This window comes from Pseudomonas sp. 478 (assembly GCF_003254125.1).
Lineage (GTDB): Bacteria > Pseudomonadota > Gammaproteobacteria > Pseudomonadales > Pseudomonadaceae > Aquipseudomonas.
In genome coordinates this window covers 160,315-180,779 of the sequence record NZ_QKZG01000007.1, presented here as the reverse complement: position 1 = coordinate 180,779, position 20,465 = coordinate 160,315, and the positions used below count along the sequence as shown (strand labels likewise).

Genomic DNA, 20,465 nt, shown 5'->3' with positions numbered 1-20,465 from the left:
TCTCGGGATAGCCTGCTTTTTGCTGGATTCGTGCCAAAAACCGCTGAGTGGGCACTCCGCCATGACCCTTTATGTGCGCTACACTGCGCCGCTTGTGCAGATCGAAGAGTTTGAAGGGACAACCATGACGTTCAAGGCGCCGGACAGCCTCGCCGAGCAAATTGCTCACCACCTCGCCGAACGCATCATTCGTGGCGAAATGAAGCCCGGGGAGCGCATCCAGGAACAGAAGGTCACGCTGGCCCTCAATGTCAGCCGCGGTTCGGTCCGTGAAGCCTTGCTGATCCTCGAGCGCCGCCACCTGATCGCGATCCTGCCGCGACGTGGCGCCCATGTGACCGAGCTCACGGTCCACAAGGTCCAGAGCCTGTGCACGCTGATGAGCGAGCTTTACATCCTGCTGGGCAATGCCGTGGCCAGTGGCTGGAAAGTCCAGGCCGACATGGCGCCGTTCGTACAAATCCAGCAGCGCCTGACCGCCAGCTACGAGCGCCAGGACATTCGCACCTTTGTCGACGACAGCTTCAGTGTGATGCGCGCCGCGTACCCGTTCGCCAACAACCCGTACTTGCAGGAAACCGTCGAGAATCTGCAGCCGGCCATGAGCCGCGCGTATTTCCTCGCTCTGGAACAGCGCAAGGCCTCGATGAGCGAGTTCCTCGAATTGTTCGAACGCTTGCTCGCCGCCGTGCTGGCCCGTGATTTTCCGCAGATCCGCATTGTGCTGACGGCGTATGCCCAGCGCAGCAGTGATCTGGTGGTTTCTGCCCTGACGGACGCCTGAGCGTGCGGCTAAAGTGCATCAAGCTGGCGGGGTTCAAATCCTTCGTCGACCCGACCACGGTGAACTTCCCCAGTAACATGGCGGCGGTGGTCGGGCCCAATGGTTGCGGCAAGTCGAACATCATCGACGCCGTCCGCTGGGTGATGGGCGAGAGTTCGGCCAAGAACCTGCGCGGCGAGTCGATGACCGACGTCATCTTCAACGGCTCGACCAGCCGTAAACCGGTGAGCCAGGCCAGCATCGAACTGGTGTTCGATAACTCCGACGGCACCCTGCTTGGCGAATACGCGGCCTACGCGGAAATTTCCATTCGCCGCAAAGTGACCCGCGACAGCCAGACCACTTACTACCTCAACGGCACCAAATGCCGCCGCCGCGATATCACGGATATCTTCCTCGGCACCGGCCTGGGCCCGCGCAGCTACTCGATTATCGAGCAGGGGATGATCTCCAAGCTGATCGAGTCAAAGCCTGAAGACCTGCGCAACTTCATTGAAGAAGCGGCGGGCATCTCCAAGTACAAAGAGCGCCGGCGCGAGACTGAAAACCGCATTCGCCGCACCCACGAAAACCTGGCCCGCCTGACCGACCTGCGCGAAGAACTCGAGCGTCAGCTTGAACGCTTGTACCGCCAGGCCGAGGCCGCCAAGAAGTATCAGGAATTCAAGGGCGAGGAGCGTCAGCTCAAGGCCCAACTGTCGGCCCTGCGCTGGCAGGCGTTGAATGAACAGGTCGGTCAGCGCGAAGCGATCATCGGCAATCAGGAAGTCACCTTTGAAGCGCTGGTGGCCGAACAGCGCAACGCCGATGCGGCTATCGAACGCTTGCGGGACGGGCACCACGACCTGTCCGAACGCTTCAATCTGGTGCAGGGGCGCTTCTATTCGGTCGGCGGCGACATCGCCCGGGTCGAGCAGAGCATCCAGCATGGTCAGCAACGCCTACGTCAGCTGCAGGACGATCTGAAAGAAGCCGAGCGTGCGCGTCTGGAAACCGAGTCTCACCTGGGCCACGACCGCACCTTGCTGCTGACGCTGGGCGAAGAGCTGGACATGCTCACCCCCGAACAGGAAGTCACCAGCGCCGCCGCCGAAGAGGCTGCCGCCGCGCTGGAAGAATCCGAAACCACCATGCACGCCTGGCAAGAGCAATGGGACACCTTCAACCTGACGGCCGCCGAACCGCGTCGCCAATCCGAAGTTCAGCAGTCGCGCATCCAGCAGCTGGAAACCAGCATGGAGCGCCTGGCTGATCGTCAGAAGCGTCTCGGCGAAGAGCGCACGTTGCTTTCGGCGGACCCGGAAGACGCGGCGATCATGGAGCTCAGCGAGCAGCTCGCTGAATCCGAAGCGACGCTTGAGGATTTGCAGACCAGTGAACAAGCTCAGGTCGAAAAGCTTGAACAACTGCGTCAGGAATTGCAGCACGCGCTGACGGCGCAGCAACAGGCCCAAGGTGATTTGCAGCGTCTGAACGGTCGCCTCGCCTCCCTTGAAGCCTTGCAGCAAGCCGCACTCGATCCCGGCACCGGCACCGCTGAATGGCTGCGCGAACAACATTTGGCCGACCGTCCGCGACTGGCTGAAGGCCTGAAAGTCGAAGCCGGTTGGGAGCTGGCGGTGGAAACCGTGCTCGGCGCCGATCTGCAAGCGGTGTTGGTAGATGACTTCGGCGATTTCGATCTGGCCGGGTTTGCCCAAGGCGATTTACGTTTACTCAGTCCGGCCACCGATGGTGTGCGCGTGCCCGGCAGCTTGCTCGATAAAGTTGAAGCGCAGATTGATCTGGCGCCATGGCTGGGGCAGGTTAAACCGGTCGACAGCCTCGAACAGGCCTTGGCCCTGCGTAATCAATTGACCGCCGGCCAGAGTCTGATCAGCCGTGATGGTTACTGGGTTGGTCGGCACTTTTTACGCGTACGTCGCGCCAGCGAAGCGGAAAGCGGCGTGCTCGCTCGCGGTCAGGAAATCCAGCGACTGGGCCTCGAACGCGAAGAGCGCGAAGCCACAGTTGAAACCCTGGAAACCCATCTTCAGAATCTCAGGGCGCAGCAGCGTCAGCAGGAAAACGGTCGCGAACATCTGCGCCGTCTGCTGCAAGACGAAGCGCGTCAGCAAGGTGAGTTGAAAGCCCAGTTGTCCGCCGGCAAAGCCAAGGCCGAACAACTGACCCTGCGCCGCACACGCCTGGACGAAGAGCTCACCGAATTGGCTGAGCAACGCGCTCTGGAACACGAGAATATCGGCGAGGCGCGTCTGCAATTGCAGGAAGCCCTCGACAGCATGGCGCTGGACACCGAGCAGCGCGAGCTGCTGCTGGCCCAGCGCGACAGCTTGCGCGAGCGACTTGATCGGGTGCGGCAGGAAGCCCGGCAGCACAAGGATCACGCGCATCAACTGGCGGTGCGTCTGGGTTCGCTCAAGGCGCAACACGACTCCACGCGTCAGGCGCTGGAACGTCTGGAAATGCAATCCGAGCGCCTGACCGAGAAACGCGAACAGCTCAGCCTCAATCTGGAGGAGGGCGAGGCGCCGCTGGAAGAGTTGCGCCTCAAACTCGAAGAGCTGCTCGACAAACGCATGACCGTCGACGAAGAACTCAAGACGGCGCAGATCGCTCTGGAAGACGCTGACCGTGAATTGCGTGATGCGGAAAAACGTCGCAACCAGGCCGAGCAGCAATCGCAGTTGATTCGGGGGCAGATGGAAACCCAGCGCATGGAATGGCAGGCCCTGACCGTGCGCCGCAAGACCTTGGAAGATCAGTTGCTGGAAGACGGCTATGATCTCCACGGCGTACTCGCCACCCTGGTGGCCGACGCCAACGAGAAAGACGCCGAAGAAGAACTCGAACGCATTGCCGCGCGGATTCAGCGTCTGGGTGCGATCAACCTGGCGGCCATTGACGAATACCAGCAACAATCCGAGCGTAAACGTTATCTGGATGCGCAGAACGACGATCTGGTGGAAGCGCTGGATACGCTCGAGAACGTGATTCGCAAGATCGACAAGGAAACCCGAAACCGCTTCAAAGATACCTTTGATCAGATCAATGGCGGTTTACAGGCCCTTTTCCCAAAAGTTTTCGGTGGAGGACGCGCCTATTTGGAACTGACGGGCGAAGATCTACTCGATACAGGGGTAACGATCATGGCGCAGCCGCCAGGAAAGAAGAACAGCACCATCCATTTGCTCTCCGGTGGCGAAAAAGCCCTGACTGCCTTGGCTCTGGTTTTTGCCATCTTCAAGTTGAATCCGGCGCCGTTCTGCATGCTCGATGAGGTTGACGCGCCATTGGATGACGCTAACGTTGGACGCTACGCACGGCTGGTCAAAGAGATGTCGCAGACGGTGCAGTTCATCTATATCACCCACAACAAGATCGCCATGGAAATGGCCGAGCAATTGATGGGGGTGACGATGCACGAGCCGGGTTGTTCGCGTCTGGTGGCAGTGGATGTCGAGGAGGCGATGGCGATGGTGGATGCCTGAGTCGGCGCTTGTAGGAGAGGTATTTTTGAGTTGTAGGACTTATTTACCTCCCTTGACTTGCTGGCCAATCGACATATTCGCGCAAGCCGTTGTGACAGACGGTGTAAAGTTGCCTTTGGTCGTGCTAGTTTAATGTCAATTTTTCGTATACGTGGGCAAAACGCCTGTCAGAACATAGAGTTGGCGCCACGTTTTAAAGCGGTTTACGAGTTGTAAACCTCTTATTTTTCAGCATTTTTTATAGAGGCACGGGATTACATGGAAATCGGTCTGCGCGAGTGGCTGATCGTCATCGGCATTATTGTCATTGCCGGTATTCTTTTTGATGGCTGGCGTCGCATGCGCGGCGGCAAGGGGAAACTGAAATTCCGTCTCGACCGAAGTTTGTCCAATTTACCGGACGAGGACACCAGCGCTGAGCTGTTGGGCCCGCCCCGTGTGCTGGATACGCATAAAGAGCCGCAACTGGACGAGCACGATCTGCCGTCGGTGAGCATGCCTGCTCGTGAGCCGCGTGAGTCGGGTTCCAAGCGCGGCAAGCGTGGCCATGGCGAGCCTTCGCAAGGCGACATGAACCTGAGTCTGGATCTGGACGGCGGCCCGAGCTTCAGCAGCCGGGACGACGATTTCCCGGACGACACCAAGGCTTCGAGTTCGGCCAGCGACAAAGAACAACCGCAAGCCGAAGAAGTGCTGGTGATCAGCGTGATCTGCCGCGATGCCGCCGGCTTCAAAGGCCCGGCGCTGTTGCAGAACATTCTGGAAAGCGGTCTGCGTTTTGGCGAGATGGACATCTTCCACCGCCACGAAAGCATGGCCGGCAATGGCGAAGTCCTGTTCTCGATGGCCAATGCGGTCAAGCCGGGCGTCTTCGATCTGGACGACATCGACCACTTCAGCACACCGGCAGTGAGCTTCTTCCTCGGTCTGCCAGGCCCGCGTCATCCGAAGCAAGCCTTCGACGTGATGGTGGCTGCGGCGCGCAAACTGTCCCAGGAGTTGAACGGCGAACTGAAAGACGATCAGCGCAGCGTACTGACTGCCCAGACGATTGAGCATTACCGTCAGCGCATCGTTGAATTCGAACGTCGCGCCCTGACCCAGAAACGCTAAGGTCAAAACATCGCAAGCTGTGCCAGCTCCTACAGGATCACCAAACCCTGTAGGAGCCGAGCTTGCTCGCGATGACGATCTCAAGGACGCCATCGCCGGCAAGCCGTGCTCCTACAATGAGTTTGTGCCGCACTAACAGATTGAGCAGCCTCGGCTGCTCTTTTGCTTTATGAGAGAACACCCATGACCGCCGCCAAAAACCGCATTCTAGAGCTGCGCGCTGAACTCGATCAGCACAACTATCGCTACCACGTGCTGGACGAGCCGAGCATTCCGGATGCCGAATACGATCGGTTGTTCCACGAACTCAAGGCCCTCGAAGCGGCCCATCCCGAACTGATCACCAGCGACTCGCCAACCCAGCGCGTCGGCAGTGCGGCGCTGTCGGCGTTCACACAGGTGCGTCACGAAGTGCCGATGCTCAGCCTCGGCAACGCCTTCGAAGAAACCGACATGCGCGAGTTCGATCGCCGGGTAACCGAAGGTCTCGACCTGCCGGTTGGCGACTTGTTCGGCAGCGGCGCGGCGGTGGAATACAGTTGTGAACCCAAACTCGATGGCCTGGCGGTCAGCTTGTTGTATCTGGACGGCGTGCTGGTGCGCGGCGCGACTCGCGGCGACGGCACCACTGGCGAAGACATCAGCGTCAACGTCCGTACCGTGCGCAACATTCCGCTCAAGTTGCACGGTACGGGCTGGCCAGCGACCCTGGAAGTACGCGGCGAAGTGTTCATGTCCAAGGCCGGTTTCGAACGCCTCAACGCCACGCAGCTGGAAGTCGGCGGCAAGACCTTCGCCAACCCGCGCAACGCGGCGGCGGGCAGTTTGCGCCAGCTCGATTCGAAGATCACCGCCAACCGTCCGTTGGAATTTTGCTGCTACGGCATCGGCCAGATTTCGGCCGATATTGCTGATACGCACATCGGCAATCTCAAGCAGCTCAAGGCTTGGGGCATGCCGATCAGTCATGAGTTGAAACTGGCTCACGGCATTGCTGAATGCCTGGATTACTACCGCGACATCGGTGAGCGCCGAAATTCGCTGCCCTACGAAATCGACGGCGTGGTGTTCAAGGTCAACAGCATTGCCTCTCAGCGTGAGCTGGGCTTTCGTGCTCGTGAACCGCGCTGGGCGATCGCGCACAAATTCCCGGCGATGGAAGAACTCACTGAATTGCTCGATGTGGAATTCCAGGTCGGTCGTACCGGTGCAGTGACGCCGGTGGCGCGCTTGAAACCGGTCAAGGTCGCCGGTGTGACTGTGGCCAACGCGACATTGCACAACATGGACGAAGTGGCGCGTCTGGGCCTGATGATTGGCGATACGGTAATCATTCGCCGCGCTGGCGATGTCATTCCGCAGGTGGTGCAAGTGGTCATCGAGCGCCGTCCGGACAACGCTCGGCCGGTACAGATTCCCGAGAAATGCCCGGTCTGCGGCTCGCATGTCGAGCGCACGCAACTGGTCAAACGCAGTAAAGGTCGTGAGACCGTCAGCGAAGGCGCGGTGTACCGCTGCGTCGGTCGTCTGGCCTGCGGTGCGCAACTCAAGCAGGCCATCATTCACTTCGTCTCCCGTCGCGCCATGGACATCGAAGGCCTGGGCGAGAAGAGCGTCGAGCAACTGGTGGACGAAGGGCTGGTGAATTCGCCGGCTGATTTGTACGCGCTGACGTTCGAACAGATTGTCGATCTGGAAGGCTTTGCCGAGTTGTCGAGCAAGAACTTGCTCAGCGCCATCGAAGACAGCAAGCAACCGAGCCTGGCGCGCTTCATCTACGCTCTCGGGATTCCCGATGTCGGCGAAGAGACGGCCAAGGTGCTGGCGCGTTCTCTCGGCTCGCTGGAGCGGGTTCAGCAAGCCTTGCCGCAAGTGCTCACGTACTTGCCGGACGTGGGCCTGGAAGTGGCTCATGAGATTCACAGCTTCTTCGAAGATGCGCATAACCAGCAGGTGATCAAGGATCTGCTCAAGCACGGCATGCAAATTCAGGATCAGGGTGAACTGGGCGCCGAGTTTGCCGCCAGCACTACGCTGGGTGGTTTCCTCGACAAGCTGCACATCCCTTCGGTCGGGCCGGGTGGGGCGCAGAAGCTGGCGGACAAGTTTGGTTCGCTTGAAGGTGTTTTCAGCGCCGACTGGCTGGATATGCGCCAGGCGCTGCCGGAAAAACAGGCCACTTCGGTTCGGGAGTTCTTTGCGGTTGCGCAAAATCGCCAGATTGCCGAAGCCGCCGAGAAACAGCTGCGCGATTTCGGCATGCACTGGCAGAGCGAGAAGAAAGTCGTTGAAGGCTTGCCGCTGGCCGGGCAGACCTGGGTGCTGACCGGTTCGCTGGAGTTGATGAGCCGCGACATCGCCAAGGACAAACTTGAAAGCCTCGGTGCCAAGGTGGCGGGCTCGGTGTCGGCCAAGACTCATTGCGTGGTGGCCGGGCCGGGTGCAGGTTCCAAGTTGACGAAGGCTAATGAGCTGGGATTGAAGGTTCTGGATGAAGAGGCGTTTGTCGAGTTCCTGAAGAAGAACGGCATCCCGGTCTGACACTGAACCTGTGGTGAGGGGATTTATCCCCGTTCGGCGACGCAGTCGTCGCAAACTCGGCGCACGCGGTATACCTGATTAATCCGGGGTCGCCTGATCTGGGGTTGCTTCGCAACCCAACGGGGATAAATCCCCTCGCCACAAAAGCAATGCACACAGGAGTGTTGATCGCGGGAACGATCAAGGCGCGGGAATGATCTAGTCTTGGCAAGCCTCAGGGAGAGATCGTCATGTACCGCTTCTTCGAACAGCTCAGTGCGCGCATCGCCACGCCCTTCATCGGCGAAAGCTCGCGCAACAGCAAGGTCTGGCAGTGCCGTTGCGGGCAGTCGCTGTTTTTTCGCAACAGCCAGTGCCTGGCGTGTTCCGCGGCGTTGGGTTATCAGCCGGAGCAGAGCCGCCTGTCGTCGCTGCAGCCCGGCGTGCAGGCTGATACCTGGTTGCTCGACGCCGATCCCGAAGCGGGTGTCTTTCGCCGCTGCGCCAACCTCGATTCCCCGGCCGCGTGCAATTGGCTGTTGCCCGCCAATGACCACGATGCGTTATGCATCGCCTGTAGCCTGAACCACACCATCCCCGACCTGTCGATTGCCGAAAACCACGAACGCTGGCGCAAGGTCGAAACAGCCAAGCGGCGACTGGTCGCACAGTTGGTCAGCCTGGGTTTGCAGGTGATTCCAAAAACCGTGAATGAAGCGACGGGGCTGGCTTTCGATTTCATTGGTGTCGACCTTGAAGGCAAGCCACCAACTACTGGTCACGCCAACGGTTTGATCACCCTCGATATCAAGGAAGCCGACGACGCTCATCGCGAGCAGATTCGGGTGCAGATGCACGAACCTTATCGCACATTGCTCGGGCATTTTCGGCATGAGGTCGGGCATTACTACTGGGATCGGTTGGTCGCCAACAGCCAATGGCTGGAGCCGTTCCGCGGCCTGTTCGGCGACGAACGCGCCAGCTACTCCGACGCTCTCGAACGGCATTACGAGCAAGGCGCACCGCTTGACTGGCAGCAACATTACGTCAGCGCCTACGCGACCATGCACCCGTGGGAGGATTGGGCCGAAACCTGGGCTCACTACTTGCACATGATGGATGCAGTGGATACGGCGTTGGGGTTCGGAATGAGTGCCCGGGAGATGGACTTCGACTATCAGCCGTTTCCCCCAAGCACCCTCTACGATCCACAGCATCCCGGCGGCGAGGCGTTCCTGTCGTTCGTCAATGCGTGGATCGAACTGGCCGGCATGCTGAATGAGTTGTCGCGCAGCATGGGGCAGCCGGATTTCTATCCGTTCGTCCTGCCGCCGGCAGTAATCGCCAAGCTGCACTTCATCCACCTGGTGATCCAGCAAGAGGGCGGCCGGGCGGATGAGGTGTTGCAGGACTTGTAGCAACTGCTATGGACAGTGGTATTTCGCTCCCTGTGCATGTCCTTGACCTGATTCATATTTTTAATCTGGATCGAACGGTTGTAACTTCGTCTCAGATAGGTACAATGGCGCCGTTCGCCGTCAGGTGAACGTCGTTATGGTGATCCCATCGGTCCCCCCGCAACGATTACCCGTGAACCTGGTCAGATCCGGAAGGAAGCAGCCACAGCGGGAACATTGTGTGCCGGGGTGTGGCTGGTGGGGTTGCCTCCATAACGCACCGCGAGTCCTCTCTCTCGTTATCTGTCTAAAAAATTACATACGTGTTGCTCTGCCAGGGATCTTGTCCAGGTGGTGTTTTTTCGTTTCCGGTTTTCAGGGCGAACACATAAAAGGAGGCCGAGCTGTCGAATGCGACAGCTCGGCCTCCTTTTTTATTTCTGGCTCTAAGGCTTGGACAAGGCCTGGTCAACCGCTGCAATTAGCTTTCCCAGATCCTTCGGGGTGGCTTTATGTATGACACCGAACAGATACGCCCGCTGTTCATCTTCATCGCCTAAATCTGCGAAAAAGGCTTTCAGCTTTACACCCAACACATCGGCAAACAGGAACAAGGCTTCCACGCTGGGGGTGTAGGTGCCGGTTTCGAAGCGGCTGATGGTTTTGGGGTCAAAACCGGTTTTTTCACCGAGTTCAGCCTGAGTAAGCCCAGCGACCTTGCGGTAGCGCCGAATGGCCGCACCCAAACTTGAAATTTGCATCGCTTAATTCCCATTTAGAATCAAGAACTTAACGATAGATTTTTGCATTAGACAACTGCATGATCCATCACCTTGCTTTGCAAAATGTGATGCGTTTCGTAGAATCGCCGCTCAAAATGGGTATTTGCGGCCTTTAAGGTTAGTTGATCTCAGCTGTCAGGAGGCCATCAACCGCTGTTCATGGAGTGATAACGTGTTGCTGCGCATTACCTATAAAAACATCTCTTCCGGGCATCCTGCACTGGTCGAGCGGTATCACCGCTAGCCACAGCGAGCCTGACTCATGGATGAGAAATACCGCAGGGCCGTGGATGCCGCCGCGATTTTTTCCGAGACTGATCTGAGCGGCCGGATCACCCACGTCAACGATCAGTTCTGTACCGTGTCCGGCTATAGCCGCGAAGAACTGCTCGGGCAGAACCATCGTCTCCTCAACTCGGGTCTGCACTCCACCGATTTCTTCGCGGCTATGTGGCGCACCATCGCCTTGGGCAAGGTCTGGAAAGGCGAGATTTGCAATCGCGCCAAGGACGGCAGCCTGTATTGGGTCGACAGCACCATGGTGCCGGTGCTCGATGACGCTACCGGGCGGGTTGATCGTTACCTTTCGATTCGTTTCGACATCAGCGAAAAACACCAATTGCTGCATTCACTGCAATGGCGGGTGGGGCATGACGTGCTGACCGGGCTACCAAATCGCGCGTTCCTCTCGGATTTGCTGGATCAGGCGCTGGAGTTCTCCCGTCACGAAAACATCCCGCTGGCGGTGTGCATGCTCGATCTTGACGGCTTCAAAGCGGTCAATGATGGCTACGGGCATGCCAGTGGCGATCAGCTATTGGTCGAGGTGGCCAAGCGTTTGCGCACCATTGTTCGCGGCGAAGATGTGGTGGCGCGGCTGGCCGGTGACGAGTTTGTGCTGGTGTTGCGATACGTGCGGGATCTGCCGGAACTGCGTGCGGCGTTGAACCGGGTGCTCGGCGCTATTTCGGCGCCGTACTCGCTGCATGGCAAGGGCGTCAATGTGTTTGCCAGTATCGGCGTCACCCTGTTCCCCCTCGACAATGAAGATGCCGAAACCCTGCTGCGTCATGCCGATCAGGCCATGTACGTGGCGAAACAACGCGGTCGCAATCGCTTTCATGTGTTCGACGTGTCCCGGGATCAGGAGGTCAAGGCCACTCACCAGACGGTCGAACGAGTGCGCCAGGCGCTGGCTGCCGGTGAATTGCGTGTGCATTTCCAGCCCAAGGTGAACATGCGTCGCGGGGAGGTTGTCGGCTTCGAGGCGTTGTTGCGTTGGGAGCATCCGCAACACGGCATGATGCCGGCCCGGGAGTTTTTTCCGCTGGTGGAAGAAACGGACCTGATCATCGATATCGGTGAGTGGGTAATGGATCAGGTCCTGTCGCAGTTGCACCATTGGCAGCAAGCGGGGCTGGGCTGGCCAGTCAGCATTAATATTGCGGCACGACATTTCCAGCGCGCGGATTTTGTCGGCCGGCTCAAACACGTGCTCGCCCGGCATGCCCAGGTGGCTCCGCAGATGCTCGATCTGGAAATCGTCGAGTCGGTGGCGATTGAGAATATTCGGCACGTCAGCGCCTGTTTACAGGCCTGTCAGGCGCTGGGGGTGCAGTTTTCACTGGGGGGCTTTGGCACCGGTTATTCGTCCCTGAGCAACCTCAAGCGATTGCAAACCCAAACCATCAAGATCGACAAGTCGTTCGTGCGCGACATCATTAATGATCGTGATGATCTGGCCCTGACCATGGCGGTCATTGGCTTGGCTCGGGCCTTTGGCCGGCAGGTGATCGCCGAAGGGCTGGAAAGTATCGAGCACGGTGAATTGCTGCTGAGCCTGGGCTGCGAAGTTGCTCAAGGCTGTTTCATTGCCCGGCCGATGCCGTCCGCAGAAGTACCGGGTTGGGTTGCGGGATTTGTCGCGCCAGTGCAATGGCAGGCGCTGGATCAAGCAGGCTGAAGTTTGTGATCAACACCGGCCCCATGTGGGAGCGAGCCTGCTCGCGATAGCGGTCTGACATTCAACATTGATGGGGACTGACATACCGCTATCGCGAGCAGGCTCGCTCCCACATGGGGCCGGTGTTGATCAGAGGAATCGCTTAGGGTGTGCTTGGCTCGGAACCTATATAGAGCCGAATGATGTCGTCGATTTCCCCAGACATTTTCATTCGCACCAAGGTGCGCAAAATGCGCTGCACGGGCACCTTGGGATCATTGCGCACATAACAACCGACACTCTGTTCCTGCAAAACCGCCACGCCTTGCAGTTGTTGGCCAGGCAGCAGGCGCTGATTGAACCAATCCAGCGTCCATTGATTGCTTACGGCGTAGTGATAGCGTCCGGCCAGCAGTTTTTCCAGCACCTGCTCCTGATTGCGCGCGTCTTCGCGATGCAGTCGGTCGGCGTCAAACAGCGGTTGCAGGGGCGGGTAGCTGTAGCCGAGTACCGTGCCGATGGGTTGTCGCGACAAGTCCGCAAGTATCACTGAGGTCAGCGGATCTGGCCGGCTGATCAGCATGTCGCGCTGAAACCACAGTGGAATGCTCCAGATGTAGTCCCCGGACTGATTCGGCTGCCAGGACTGCGCCGCATAGCAGCGGATATCGACCTCGCCATGTTCCATGGCGTTTTGCACCCGTGTGCGAGGCAGCACGTGAAATTCGGCCGGCACACCGACCTGGGTCGCGAGGCTGACCATCACGTCGTGCAGGATGCCTTGGGTGGGGTGGCCGCGGTCCAGTTGCACCATCGGCATCGCCCAACTGTCGGGCACCACGAAGCGCAATGGCGGCTCGGCGCCAGCGACATTCAGGCTGATCAACAGCAGTGCCCCCAAGGCCAGCCGCATAAACGCTCCGGTGCTGATAAAACCCGAGCCGATAAAAGCCCCCAAAGACCATCTTAGCCAGATTAGACGAGCGCACCGGATGCAATTTTGGTCTTGCTCCGATAGCATTAGCTGCTTCTGTTCCTTCGTTGCGACGGTTTTCGATGAGTTATCAGGTTCTTGCACGTAAATGGCGTCCGCGCTCGTTCCGCGAAATGGTCGGCCAGACCCATGTGCTCAAGGCTCTGATCAATGCCTTGGACAGCCAGCGGCTGCACCACGCCTATCTGTTTACCGGTACCCGCGGGGTCGGCAAGACCACCATCGCGCGGATCATCGCCAAGTGCCTGAACTGTGAAACAGGTATCACTTCAACGCCTTGCGGCGAGTGCTCGGTATGCCGCGAGATCGATGAAGGTCGTTTTGTCGACCTGATCGAGATCGACGCCGCGAGCCGTACCAAGGTCGAAGACACCCGCGAACTGCTCGACAACGTGCAGTACGCGCCGAGCCGTGGGCGCTTCAAGGTCTACCTGATCGACGAAGTGCACATGCTCTCCAGCCATTCCTTCAATGCGCTGTTGAAAACCCTTGAAGAGCCGCCGCCCTACGTCAAGTTCATCCTGGCGACCACCGATCCGCAGAAACTTCCTGCAACGATTCTTTCGCGGTGCCTGCAGTTCTCTCTGAAGAACATGACGCCGGAGCGTGTGGTCGAGCATTTGACCCACGTGCTGGGTGTCGAGAACGTGCCGTTCGAAGACGACGCACTGTGGCTACTGGGCCGTGCTGCCGACGGTTCGATGCGCGACGCCATGAGCCTGACCGACCAGGCGATTGCCTTCGGTGAAGGCAAAGTCATGGCTGCCGACGTGCGGGCGATGCTCGGCACGCTCGATCACGGTCAGGTCTACGACGTGCTGCATGCGCTGATCGAAGGCGACGCCAAGGCCTTGCTCGAAGCCGTCCGTCATTTGGCTGAACAAGGCCCGGACTGGAACGGTGTGCTCTCGGAAATTCTCAACGTGCTGCACCGTGTCGCCATCGCCCAGGCCCTGCCTGAAGGCGTCGACAACGGTCATGGCGACCGTGACCGGGTGCTGGCACTGGCCCAGGCCTTACCGGCCGAAGACGTGCAGTTCTATTACCAGATGGGCCTGATCGGTCGCCGCGACTTGCCGCTGGCGCCAGACCCGCGCGGTGGTTTCGAAATGGTCCTGCTGCGAATGCTCGCGTTCCGCCCGGCAGACACCACGGACGCGCCGAGGCAACCGCTAAAGACAGTGGGGATCAGCCAGGCCACAGTTGATTCCGCAAATTCAGTGGCTGCCGCGCCCGTTGTTGCGCCAGTAGTCGCTGCGGCAGTTGCACCCGTTGCGCCTGTGCCGGTTGCGACGGTGGTTGCTCCAGTGCAAGCGCCCGAGCCTGAGCCGGTCGCGCCCGTCGTTGCGCCTGAGCCTGTCGTTGAAGCAGCAGCGGTCGAAGTCGTTGTCGATCTGCCCTGGAACGATCCGATAGAACCCGAAGTCGTTCAGCAACCTGCTGTCGAACCGGTGCTGGAAACTGCCAGCGAGCAACCCGAATTGGCGCCGATGCCTATGCCAACGCCAGACAGCGTGGTCCCTGATGCGCCGGAGTGGGCCGCTGCGCCGATTCCGGAGCCGTCGGTAGCCGACGTCGATGCCGCGACGCCGGGCATGGACCTGGACGACGAGCCGCCGCTGGACGAGGACTACATCGAGCCAGATATCGAATCGGCCTACAGCTACCTCGACGAACTGGCCAGCGAGCACACCGCCGAGCCAGCACCGGAAGCCGAACCTGAACCGGCCGCCATGCCGGCCACCGGTTTGGCGGCGCAATGGCTGGAGTTGTTCCCGAAACTGCCGATCTCCGGCATGACCGGCAGCATCGCCGCCAACTGCACGCTGATCGCCGTCGAGGGTGACAATTGGCTGATGCACCTGGACCCGGCCCACAGCGCGTTGTTCAACGCGACTCAACAGCGTCGGCTGAACGATGCGTTGAACCAGTTTCACGGGCGGACGCTGACCCTGCGCATGGAGCTGATCAAGCCCGAGCAGGAAACCCCGGCCCAGGCTGCATCCCGCCGCCGTGCGAACCGTCAGCGCGAGGCCGAAGAGTCGATCCACGGTGATCCGTTCATCCAGCAAATGATGCAGCAGTTCGGTGCGGTGGTCCGTAACGATACTATTGAACCTGTCGAGACCCTGGTCACTCAGGGCTAATAACTGAAGGTGTTCGGCCGAAAGGGCCGGGCGCTGTATTTATCCAAGTACTTTTGAGGTGATTCCCATGATGAAAGGTGGCATGGCCGGCCTGATGAAGCAGGCACAGCAGATGCAGGAAAAAATGGCCAAGATGCAGGAAGAACTGGCCAACGCCGAAGTCACCGGTAAAGCCGGTGGCGATATGGTCACCGTGGTGATGACCGGTCGTCACGACGTCAAGCGCGTGACCATCGATCCAAGCCTGGTCGAAGGCTTGAGCGAAGACGACAAAGAGATGCTGGAGGCCGTGTTCGCCGCCGCCGTCAACGATGCCGTGCGCAAGATCGAAGCCAACAGCCAGGACAAAATGTCCGGCATGACCGCTGGCATGCAACTGCCACCGGGTATGAAACTGCCATTCTGATTCGCCAAAGCGCTTCGGATGGGCTACAAAAAAATGCCAGGCATCGCGCCTGGCATTTTTGTTTCTGGCACACACTGATCGTTCCCATGCTCTGCGTGGGAATGCCTCAATGGACGCTCTGCGTCCGCTTTGGGACGCGGAGCGTCCCGGGCTGCATTCCCACGCAGAGCGTGGGAACGATCTGACCAGAAACATCGAACGCGCTATCGCCATTAAGGTCTGCTCCCTATACCGCCAAATTCATCGATCAAAGGAGACGCTCACATGCCACAAGCATTGACCCTCAACCAACGTATCGTCCTGGCGTCCCGCCCGGCAGGCGCGCCGACGCCGGAGAATTTTCGCCTGGAGCGCGTTGCACTGCCGGACCTGGCCGACGGTCAGGTGCTGCTCAAGACCCTTTACCTGTCACTCGATCCCTACATGCGCGGACGCATGAGCGACGCGCCGTCCTACGCCGCACCGGTTGAGATCGGTGAGGTGATGACCGGTGGCGCTGTCAGCCGGGTCGAGCGCTCGCTGAATCCGAAGTTTCAGGAAGGTGATCTGGTGGTCGGTTCTACCGGTTGGCAGAGCCACAGCCTCAGCGATGGTCGCGACATTATTCCGGTACCGTCCGGGCTGCCGAGCCCGTCAATGGCGCTGGGCGTGTTGGGCATGCCCGGCATGACCGCGTATATGGGCCTGATGGACATCGGCCAGCCCAAGGCCGGCGAAACCCTGGTGGTGGCGGCTGCATCCGGCGCGGTGGGGTCGGTGGTCGGTCAGGTAGCGAAGATCAAGGGCTTGCGCGTGGTCGGCGTGGCCGGTGGCGTGGACAAGTGCCGTTATGTGGTCGATGAGTTGGGTTTTGATGCCTGCATCGACCACAAGAGCCCGAATTTCGCCGATGAATTGGCCAAGGCGTGCTCCGAGGGCATCGACATCTATTACGAAAACGTCGGCGGCAAGGTGTTCGATGCCGTGCTGCCGCTGCTCAATCCCAAGGCGCGAATTCCACTCTGCGGTCTGATCGCGTCCTACAACGCTCGCGAAGCTCCCGCCGGCCCGGATCGACTGCCGCAATTGCAGCGCACGCTGCTGACCAAGCGCGTGCGAATCCAGGGTTTCATCGTGTTCGACGACTACGGTGATCGTCAGCCGGAATTCGTCAGCGCCATGGCGCCGTGGGTGCGCGACGGCAAGGTGAAGTTCCGCGAAGACGTGGTCGATGGCCTGGAGCAGGCACCTGAAGCGTTCATCGGTCTGCTGGAAGGGCGCAACTTCGGCAAACTGGTCGTGCGGGTCGCCCAGGACTGAGTAATTGACGCTAAACAGAGGCGCGGGTATAAACCGCGTCTCGTTGTTTTGTCGGACTTTTCCCCATGAGCTTCAGCCCTTTGATTCGCCAACTGATCGACGCCCTGCGAATTTTGCCAGGTGTGGGTCAGAAAACTGCCCAACGCATGGCGTTGCAGCTGCTCGAGCGTGATCGCAGCGGCGGCTCACGATTGGCCTCGGCACTGAGCCAGGCCATGGAAGGGGTGGGTCACTGCCGGTTGTGCCGCACGCTGACCGAAGACGACCTCTGCCCGCAATGCGCCGATACCCGTCGCGACGACACCTTGCTCTGCGTGGTGGAAGGGCCGATGGACGTCTACGCGGTGGAGCAGACCGGCTTCCGTGGTCGCTACTTTGTGCTCAAGGGCCATCTGTCGCCACTCGACGGACTCGGGCCTGAGGCCATCGGTATTCCGCAACTGCTGGCGCGGATCGAAGAGGCGGGCACGTTCACTGAAGTCATTCTGGCGACCAACCCGACCGTGGAGGGTGAGGCGACAGCGCATTACATTGCCCAGTTGCTCAACAACAAAGGCCTGATCGCCTCGCGCATTGCCCACGGTGTGCCATTGGGTGGCGAGCTGGAATTGGTGGATGGCGGGACGTTGGCGCATTCGTTTGCCGGGCGTAAGCCGATCGTTTTGTAGTGTCTGAATTGACGCCATCGCGAGCAGGCTCGCTTCCACATTGGATTTGTGGTGTTCACAAAACCCCTGTGGGAGCGGGCTTGCTCGCGAAGGGCGCGCTTCGGTCTCCCTGATTCACACAATCCTGTTGAAAACCAAGCAAGCGCTCGGTTAACTTCGCTGAACCTTCAGTGGAGCTCGCCGATGCCTGCCTTTCAGGAATACTTCGACCCCAGCCACCAAATGGTCCGCGACAGCGTCAGACGTTTCGTCGAACGCGAGATCTTGCCGGACATCGACCAGTGGGAAGAAGCCGAAAGCTTTCCCCGCGAGCTCTACCTCAAGGCCGGTGCGGCGGGGATTCTGGGGATCGGTTACCCCGAAGCCCTGGGTGGCAGCCATGAAGGTGATCTGTTCGCCAAGGTCGCCGCCAGCGAAGAACTGATGCGCTGCGGCTCCGGCGGTTTGGTGGCGGGGCTCGGCTCGCTGGACATCAGCCTGCCGCCGATCCTCAAGTGGGCCAGGCCCGAAGTCCGCAATCGCGTTGTGCCTCAGGTACTCGCCGGCGAGAAAATCAGCGCCCTGGCCGTGACCGAGCCCAGTGGTGGCTCCGACGTTGCCAACCTGCAAACCCGCGCCGTGCGTGACGGCGAGTTCTACCGGGTCAGCGGCAGCAAAACCTTTATCACCAGCGGCGTCCGCGCGGATTTCTACACTGTCGCGGTGCGCACCGGTGCGCCGGGTTTTGCTGGTATCAGCTTGCTTTTGATCGAGAAGGGCACGCCCGGTTTCACCGTTGGCCGTCAGTTGAAGAAAATGGGTTGGTGGGCGTCGGACACGGCCGAACTGTTCTTCGACGATTGCCGGGTGCCGGCAGGAAATCTGATCGGTGCCGAAAACATGGGCTTCGCCTGCATCATGGGCAACTTCCAGAGCGAACGCCTGGCGCTGGCGCTAATGGCCAACATGACCGCACAACTGGCGCTGGAAGAAAGCCTGAAATGGGCTCACCAGCGTGAAGCCTTCGGTAAACCCATCGGCAAGTTTCAGGTGCTCAAGCATCGCCTTGCCGAAATGGCCACGGCGCTGGAGGTGTCACGGGAATTCACTTACCGCCAGGCGGAGAAAATGGCGGCGGGGCAGAGTGTGATCAAGGAGATTTCCATGGCCAAGAATTTTGCGACTGACACGGCTGACCGGATTACTACGGATGCGGTGCAGATTTTGGGTGGTCTCGGTTATATGCGCGAGAGCCTGGTGGAGCGGCTGTATCGCGATAACCGGATTTTGTCGATCGGCGGGGGGACGCGGGAAGTGATGAACGAGATCATCAGTAAGCAGATGGGACTTTGAGTTTTTGCGGTGTTGCGGCTGACGCCTTCGCGAGCAAGCCCGCTCCCACATAGGATCTCCTGCGTACACAAATCTTGTGTCTGACAGTGAGCCAATGTGGGAGCGGGCTTGCTTGCGAAGGCGTCAGTCCAGGCGCTGCTTTATTTATCGCTCAACGCAAACTGCGTCAGGCAAAACGTCGGAATCCCCATATCTTCCAAACGCTGCGACCCACCCAGCTCCGGCAAATCAATGATCGCCGCCGCTTCATGAACCCGCGCGCCCATGCGTCGAACCAGGTTCGCCGCGGCAATCAGCGTTCCGCCCGTGGCGATCAGGTCATCGAACATCACCACCGAATCACCCTCGCACAGGCTGTCGGCGTGGACTTCGAGGAAGGCTTCGCCGTATTCGGTCGCATAACCCTCGGCCAGCACGTCGGCCGGCAGTTTGCCTTGCTTGCGGAACAGCACCAGCGGCTTGTTCAACTGATAGGCCAGGATCGAACCGATCAGAAAACCACGGGCGTCCATCGCGCCGATGTGGGTGAAGTCGGCCTCGACATAACGATGGGCGAAACTGTCCATCACCAGGCGCAGGGCCGTGGGCGACTGGAACAGCGGGGTAATGTCGCGAAAGATCACGCCCGGCTTGGGAAAGTCGATCACAGGGCGGATCAGGGATTTGATGTCGAAGGAGTCGAAGACCATCGTCGAGGTGTCCTGGCAGGCTGCAAACGACGCAGTATAACGGCGGCTGAACCGTTTCGCTCAGCCGCCATCGCCGAAATCAGCCGTCCAGCGAGCCGCCGGCCAGGGCGCAGAGCTGGATCGGGTCGAGGATGTGGATTTCCTTGCCTTCAGCCGCAATCAGTTCGTTTTGCTGGAAGCGCGTGAACACCCGGGACACGGTTTCCACCGCCAGGCCCAGGTAATTGCCGATTTCGTTGCGCGACATGCTCAGGCGGAACTGGTTGGCCGAGAAACCCCGGGCGCGGAAACGGGCCGACAGGTTGACCAGGAACGTGGCGATGCGCTCGTCGGCGGTTTTCTTCGACAGCAGCAACATCATTTGCTGATCGTCGCGAATCTCGCGACTCATCACACGCATCAACTGACGGCGCAGTTGCGGCAGTTGCAGCGCCAGTTCGTCGAGGCGTTCGAAAGGGATTTCACACACCGACGTGGTTTCCATGGCTTGCGCCGAGACCGGGTGTTTTTCGGTGTCCATGCCCGACAGGCCGACCAGTTCGCTGGGCAGGTGGAAGCCGGTGAGTTGTTCTTCGCCGCCATCGCTCAGGCTGAAGGTCTTCAGGGCGCCAGAGCGTACTGCATAAACGGAATCGAAGGTGTCGCCCTGGCGGAACAGGAATTCGCCCTTTTTCAGCGGGCGACCACGTTTAACGATTTCGTCCAGCGCTTCCATGTCTTCCAGATTCAAGGAAAGTGGCAAACAGAGAGGGGCCAGGCTGCAATCCTTGCAATGGGCCTGACTATGAGCGCGCAGCTTTACTGGCTCGGACATTTCTTCAATCCTTGTGGGAAAAAACACACATAAGCCGTAAGGGTAACCCACGGGAGGACATTCAGGCACGCGGCGATTTTGTCGCAG

General features: G+C 59.5%; 15 protein-coding genes and 1 other RNA gene. 12 read left to right on the top strand and 4 right to left on the bottom strand.

What is annotated here, in order from left to right; genetic code table 11:
• Window positions 1–124: 124 nt before the first annotated feature.
• The 6 genes from DFS28_RS16375 (at window position 125) to ffs (ending at window position 9,569) form a co-directional block, all read left to right on the top strand.
• A complete protein-coding gene (locus tag DFS28_RS16375) occupies window positions 125–784 on the top strand; it encodes a GntR family transcriptional regulator (protein WP_046053172.1) in 660 nt (219 codons plus the stop codon).
• Between the two features lie 2 nt (window positions 785–786).
• Window positions 787–4,275: a chromosome segregation protein SMC gene (gene smc / locus DFS28_RS16370; RefSeq protein ID WP_111450623.1), complete on the top strand. Its 3,489-nt coding sequence runs from the start codon at window positions 787–789 to the stop codon at window positions 4,273–4,275.
• 258 nt (window positions 4,276–4,533) lie between these two features.
• Window positions 4,534–5,388: a cell division protein ZipA gene (gene zipA / locus DFS28_RS16365; protein ID WP_111450622.1), complete on the top strand. Its 855-nt coding sequence runs from the start codon at window positions 4,534–4,536 to the stop codon at window positions 5,386–5,388.
• 183 nt (window positions 5,389–5,571) lie between these two features.
• A complete protein-coding gene (ligA, locus tag DFS28_RS16360) occupies window positions 5,572–7,929 on the top strand; it encodes an NAD-dependent DNA ligase LigA (protein WP_111450621.1) in 2,358 nt (785 codons plus the stop codon).
• A gap of 230 nt (window positions 7,930–8,159) precedes the next feature.
• Window positions 8,160–9,326 carry a putative zinc-binding metallopeptidase gene (locus DFS28_RS16355; protein ID WP_111450620.1) on the top strand — a complete coding sequence of 389 codons (1,167 nt, stop codon included), beginning with the start codon at window positions 8,160–8,162 and terminating at the stop codon, window positions 9,324–9,326.
• A gap of 146 nt (window positions 9,327–9,472) precedes the next feature.
• Window positions 9,473–9,569, top strand: an RNA gene (gene ffs, locus DFS28_RS16350) — signal recognition particle sRNA small type.
• A 182-nt stretch (window positions 9,570–9,751) separates the two neighbouring features.
• Here the strand turns inward: ffs and DFS28_RS16345 are convergent.
• Entirely contained in the window at window positions 9,752–10,066 is a 315-nt protein-coding gene (locus DFS28_RS16345; protein ID WP_008146799.1) for a helix-turn-helix domain-containing protein, read from the bottom strand.
• Between the two features lie 283 nt (window positions 10,067–10,349).
• On the opposite strand from DFS28_RS16345, the gene DFS28_RS16340 reads away from it, so the two are divergent.
• Window positions 10,350–12,050 carry a bifunctional diguanylate cyclase/phosphodiesterase gene (locus DFS28_RS16340; RefSeq protein WP_111450619.1) on the top strand — a complete coding sequence of 567 codons (1,701 nt, stop codon included), beginning with the start codon at window positions 10,350–10,352 and terminating at the stop codon, window positions 12,048–12,050.
• 142 nt (window positions 12,051–12,192) lie between these two features.
• On the opposite strand, the gene DFS28_RS16335 is transcribed toward DFS28_RS16340, so the two are convergent.
• Window positions 12,193–12,942, bottom strand: coding sequence for an ABC transporter substrate-binding protein (locus tag DFS28_RS16335; protein ID WP_111450618.1), 750 nt, complete (start codon window positions 12,940–12,942; stop codon window positions 12,193–12,195).
• 143 nt (window positions 12,943–13,085) lie between these two features.
• Here DFS28_RS16335 and dnaX point away from each other — a divergent pair, with 143 nt between their 5' ends.
• From dnaX to DFS28_RS16310, 5 genes are all read left to right on the top strand, one after another.
• Window positions 13,086–15,170, top strand: a complete 2,085-nt coding sequence (gene dnaX, locus DFS28_RS16330) for a DNA polymerase III subunit gamma/tau (protein WP_111450617.1) — start codon at window positions 13,086–13,088, stop codon at window positions 15,168–15,170.
• 67 nt (window positions 15,171–15,237) lie between these two features.
• Entirely contained in the window at window positions 15,238–15,576 is a 339-nt protein-coding gene (locus tag DFS28_RS16325) for a YbaB/EbfC family nucleoid-associated protein (RefSeq protein WP_008028561.1), read from the top strand.
• A 264-nt stretch (window positions 15,577–15,840) separates the two neighbouring features.
• Window positions 15,841–16,875: an NADP-dependent oxidoreductase gene (locus tag DFS28_RS16320; protein WP_111450616.1), complete on the top strand. Its 1,035-nt coding sequence runs from the start codon at window positions 15,841–15,843 to the stop codon at window positions 16,873–16,875.
• Between the two features lie 65 nt (window positions 16,876–16,940).
• Window positions 16,941–17,543 (top strand): recombination mediator RecR, encoded by a 603-nt coding sequence (gene recR, locus DFS28_RS16315; RefSeq protein ID WP_111450615.1) that lies wholly within the window; start codon window positions 16,941–16,943, stop codon window positions 17,541–17,543.
• Window positions 17,544–17,726: 183 nt separating this feature from the next.
• On the top strand, window positions 17,727–18,875 hold the full coding sequence (locus DFS28_RS16310) for an acyl-CoA dehydrogenase family protein (protein ID WP_111450614.1): 1,149 nt from the start codon (window positions 17,727–17,729) through the stop codon (window positions 18,873–18,875).
• Between the two features lie 140 nt (window positions 18,876–19,015).
• On the opposite strand, the gene DFS28_RS16305 is transcribed toward DFS28_RS16310, so the two are convergent.
• Together DFS28_RS16305 and fnr are read right to left on the bottom strand one after the other, a co-directional pair.
• A complete protein-coding gene (locus tag DFS28_RS16305) occupies window positions 19,016–19,564 on the bottom strand; it encodes an adenine phosphoribosyltransferase (RefSeq protein ID WP_111450613.1) in 549 nt (182 codons plus the stop codon).
• 79 nt (window positions 19,565–19,643) lie between these two features.
• The gene (gene fnr / locus DFS28_RS16300; protein ID WP_008146816.1) at window positions 19,644–20,378 is read right to left on the bottom strand and encodes a fumarate/nitrate reduction transcriptional regulator Fnr; all 735 of its coding nucleotides are present in this window, start codon (window positions 20,376–20,378) and stop codon (window positions 19,644–19,646) included.
• Window positions 20,379–20,465: the final 87 nt, after the last annotated feature.

What these genes read in the sequence shown, in the direction of transcription:
- DFS28_RS16375 (WP_046053172.1), top strand. Translation starts at nt 125, where the DNA reads ATGACGTTCAAGGCGCCGGACAGCCTCGCCGAGCAAATTGCTCACCAC.
- zipA (WP_111450622.1), top strand. Translation starts at nt 4,534, where the DNA reads ATGGAAATCGGTCTGCGCGAGTGGCTGATCGTCATCGGCATTATTGTC.
- ligA (WP_111450621.1), top strand. Translation starts at nt 5,572, where the DNA reads ATGACCGCCGCCAAAAACCGCATTCTAGAGCTGCGCGCTGAACTCGAT.
- DFS28_RS16355 (WP_111450620.1), top strand. Translation starts at nt 8,160, where the DNA reads ATGTACCGCTTCTTCGAACAGCTCAGTGCGCGCATCGCCACGCCCTTC.
- DFS28_RS16345 (WP_008146799.1), bottom strand. Translation starts at nt 10,066, where the DNA reads ATGCAAATTTCAAGTTTGGGTGCGGCCATTCGGCGCTACCGCAAGGTC.
- DFS28_RS16340 (WP_111450619.1), top strand. Translation starts at nt 10,350, where the DNA reads ATGGATGAGAAATACCGCAGGGCCGTGGATGCCGCCGCGATTTTTTCC.
- DFS28_RS16335 (WP_111450618.1), bottom strand. Translation starts at nt 12,942, where the DNA reads ATGCGGCTGGCCTTGGGGGCACTGCTGTTGATCAGCCTGAATGTCGCT.
- dnaX (WP_111450617.1), top strand. Translation starts at nt 13,086, where the DNA reads ATGAGTTATCAGGTTCTTGCACGTAAATGGCGTCCGCGCTCGTTCCGC.
- DFS28_RS16325 (WP_008028561.1), top strand. Translation starts at nt 15,238, where the DNA reads ATGATGAAAGGTGGCATGGCCGGCCTGATGAAGCAGGCACAGCAGATG.
- DFS28_RS16320 (WP_111450616.1), top strand. Translation starts at nt 15,841, where the DNA reads ATGCCACAAGCATTGACCCTCAACCAACGTATCGTCCTGGCGTCCCGC.
- recR (WP_111450615.1), top strand. Translation starts at nt 16,941, where the DNA reads ATGAGCTTCAGCCCTTTGATTCGCCAACTGATCGACGCCCTGCGAATT.
- DFS28_RS16310 (WP_111450614.1), top strand. Translation starts at nt 17,727, where the DNA reads ATGCCTGCCTTTCAGGAATACTTCGACCCCAGCCACCAAATGGTCCGC.
- DFS28_RS16305 (WP_111450613.1), bottom strand. Translation starts at nt 19,564, where the DNA reads ATGGTCTTCGACTCCTTCGACATCAAATCCCTGATCCGCCCTGTGATC.
- fnr (WP_008146816.1), bottom strand. Translation starts at nt 20,378, where the DNA reads ATGTCCGAGCCAGTAAAGCTGCGCGCTCATAGTCAGGCCCATTGCAAG.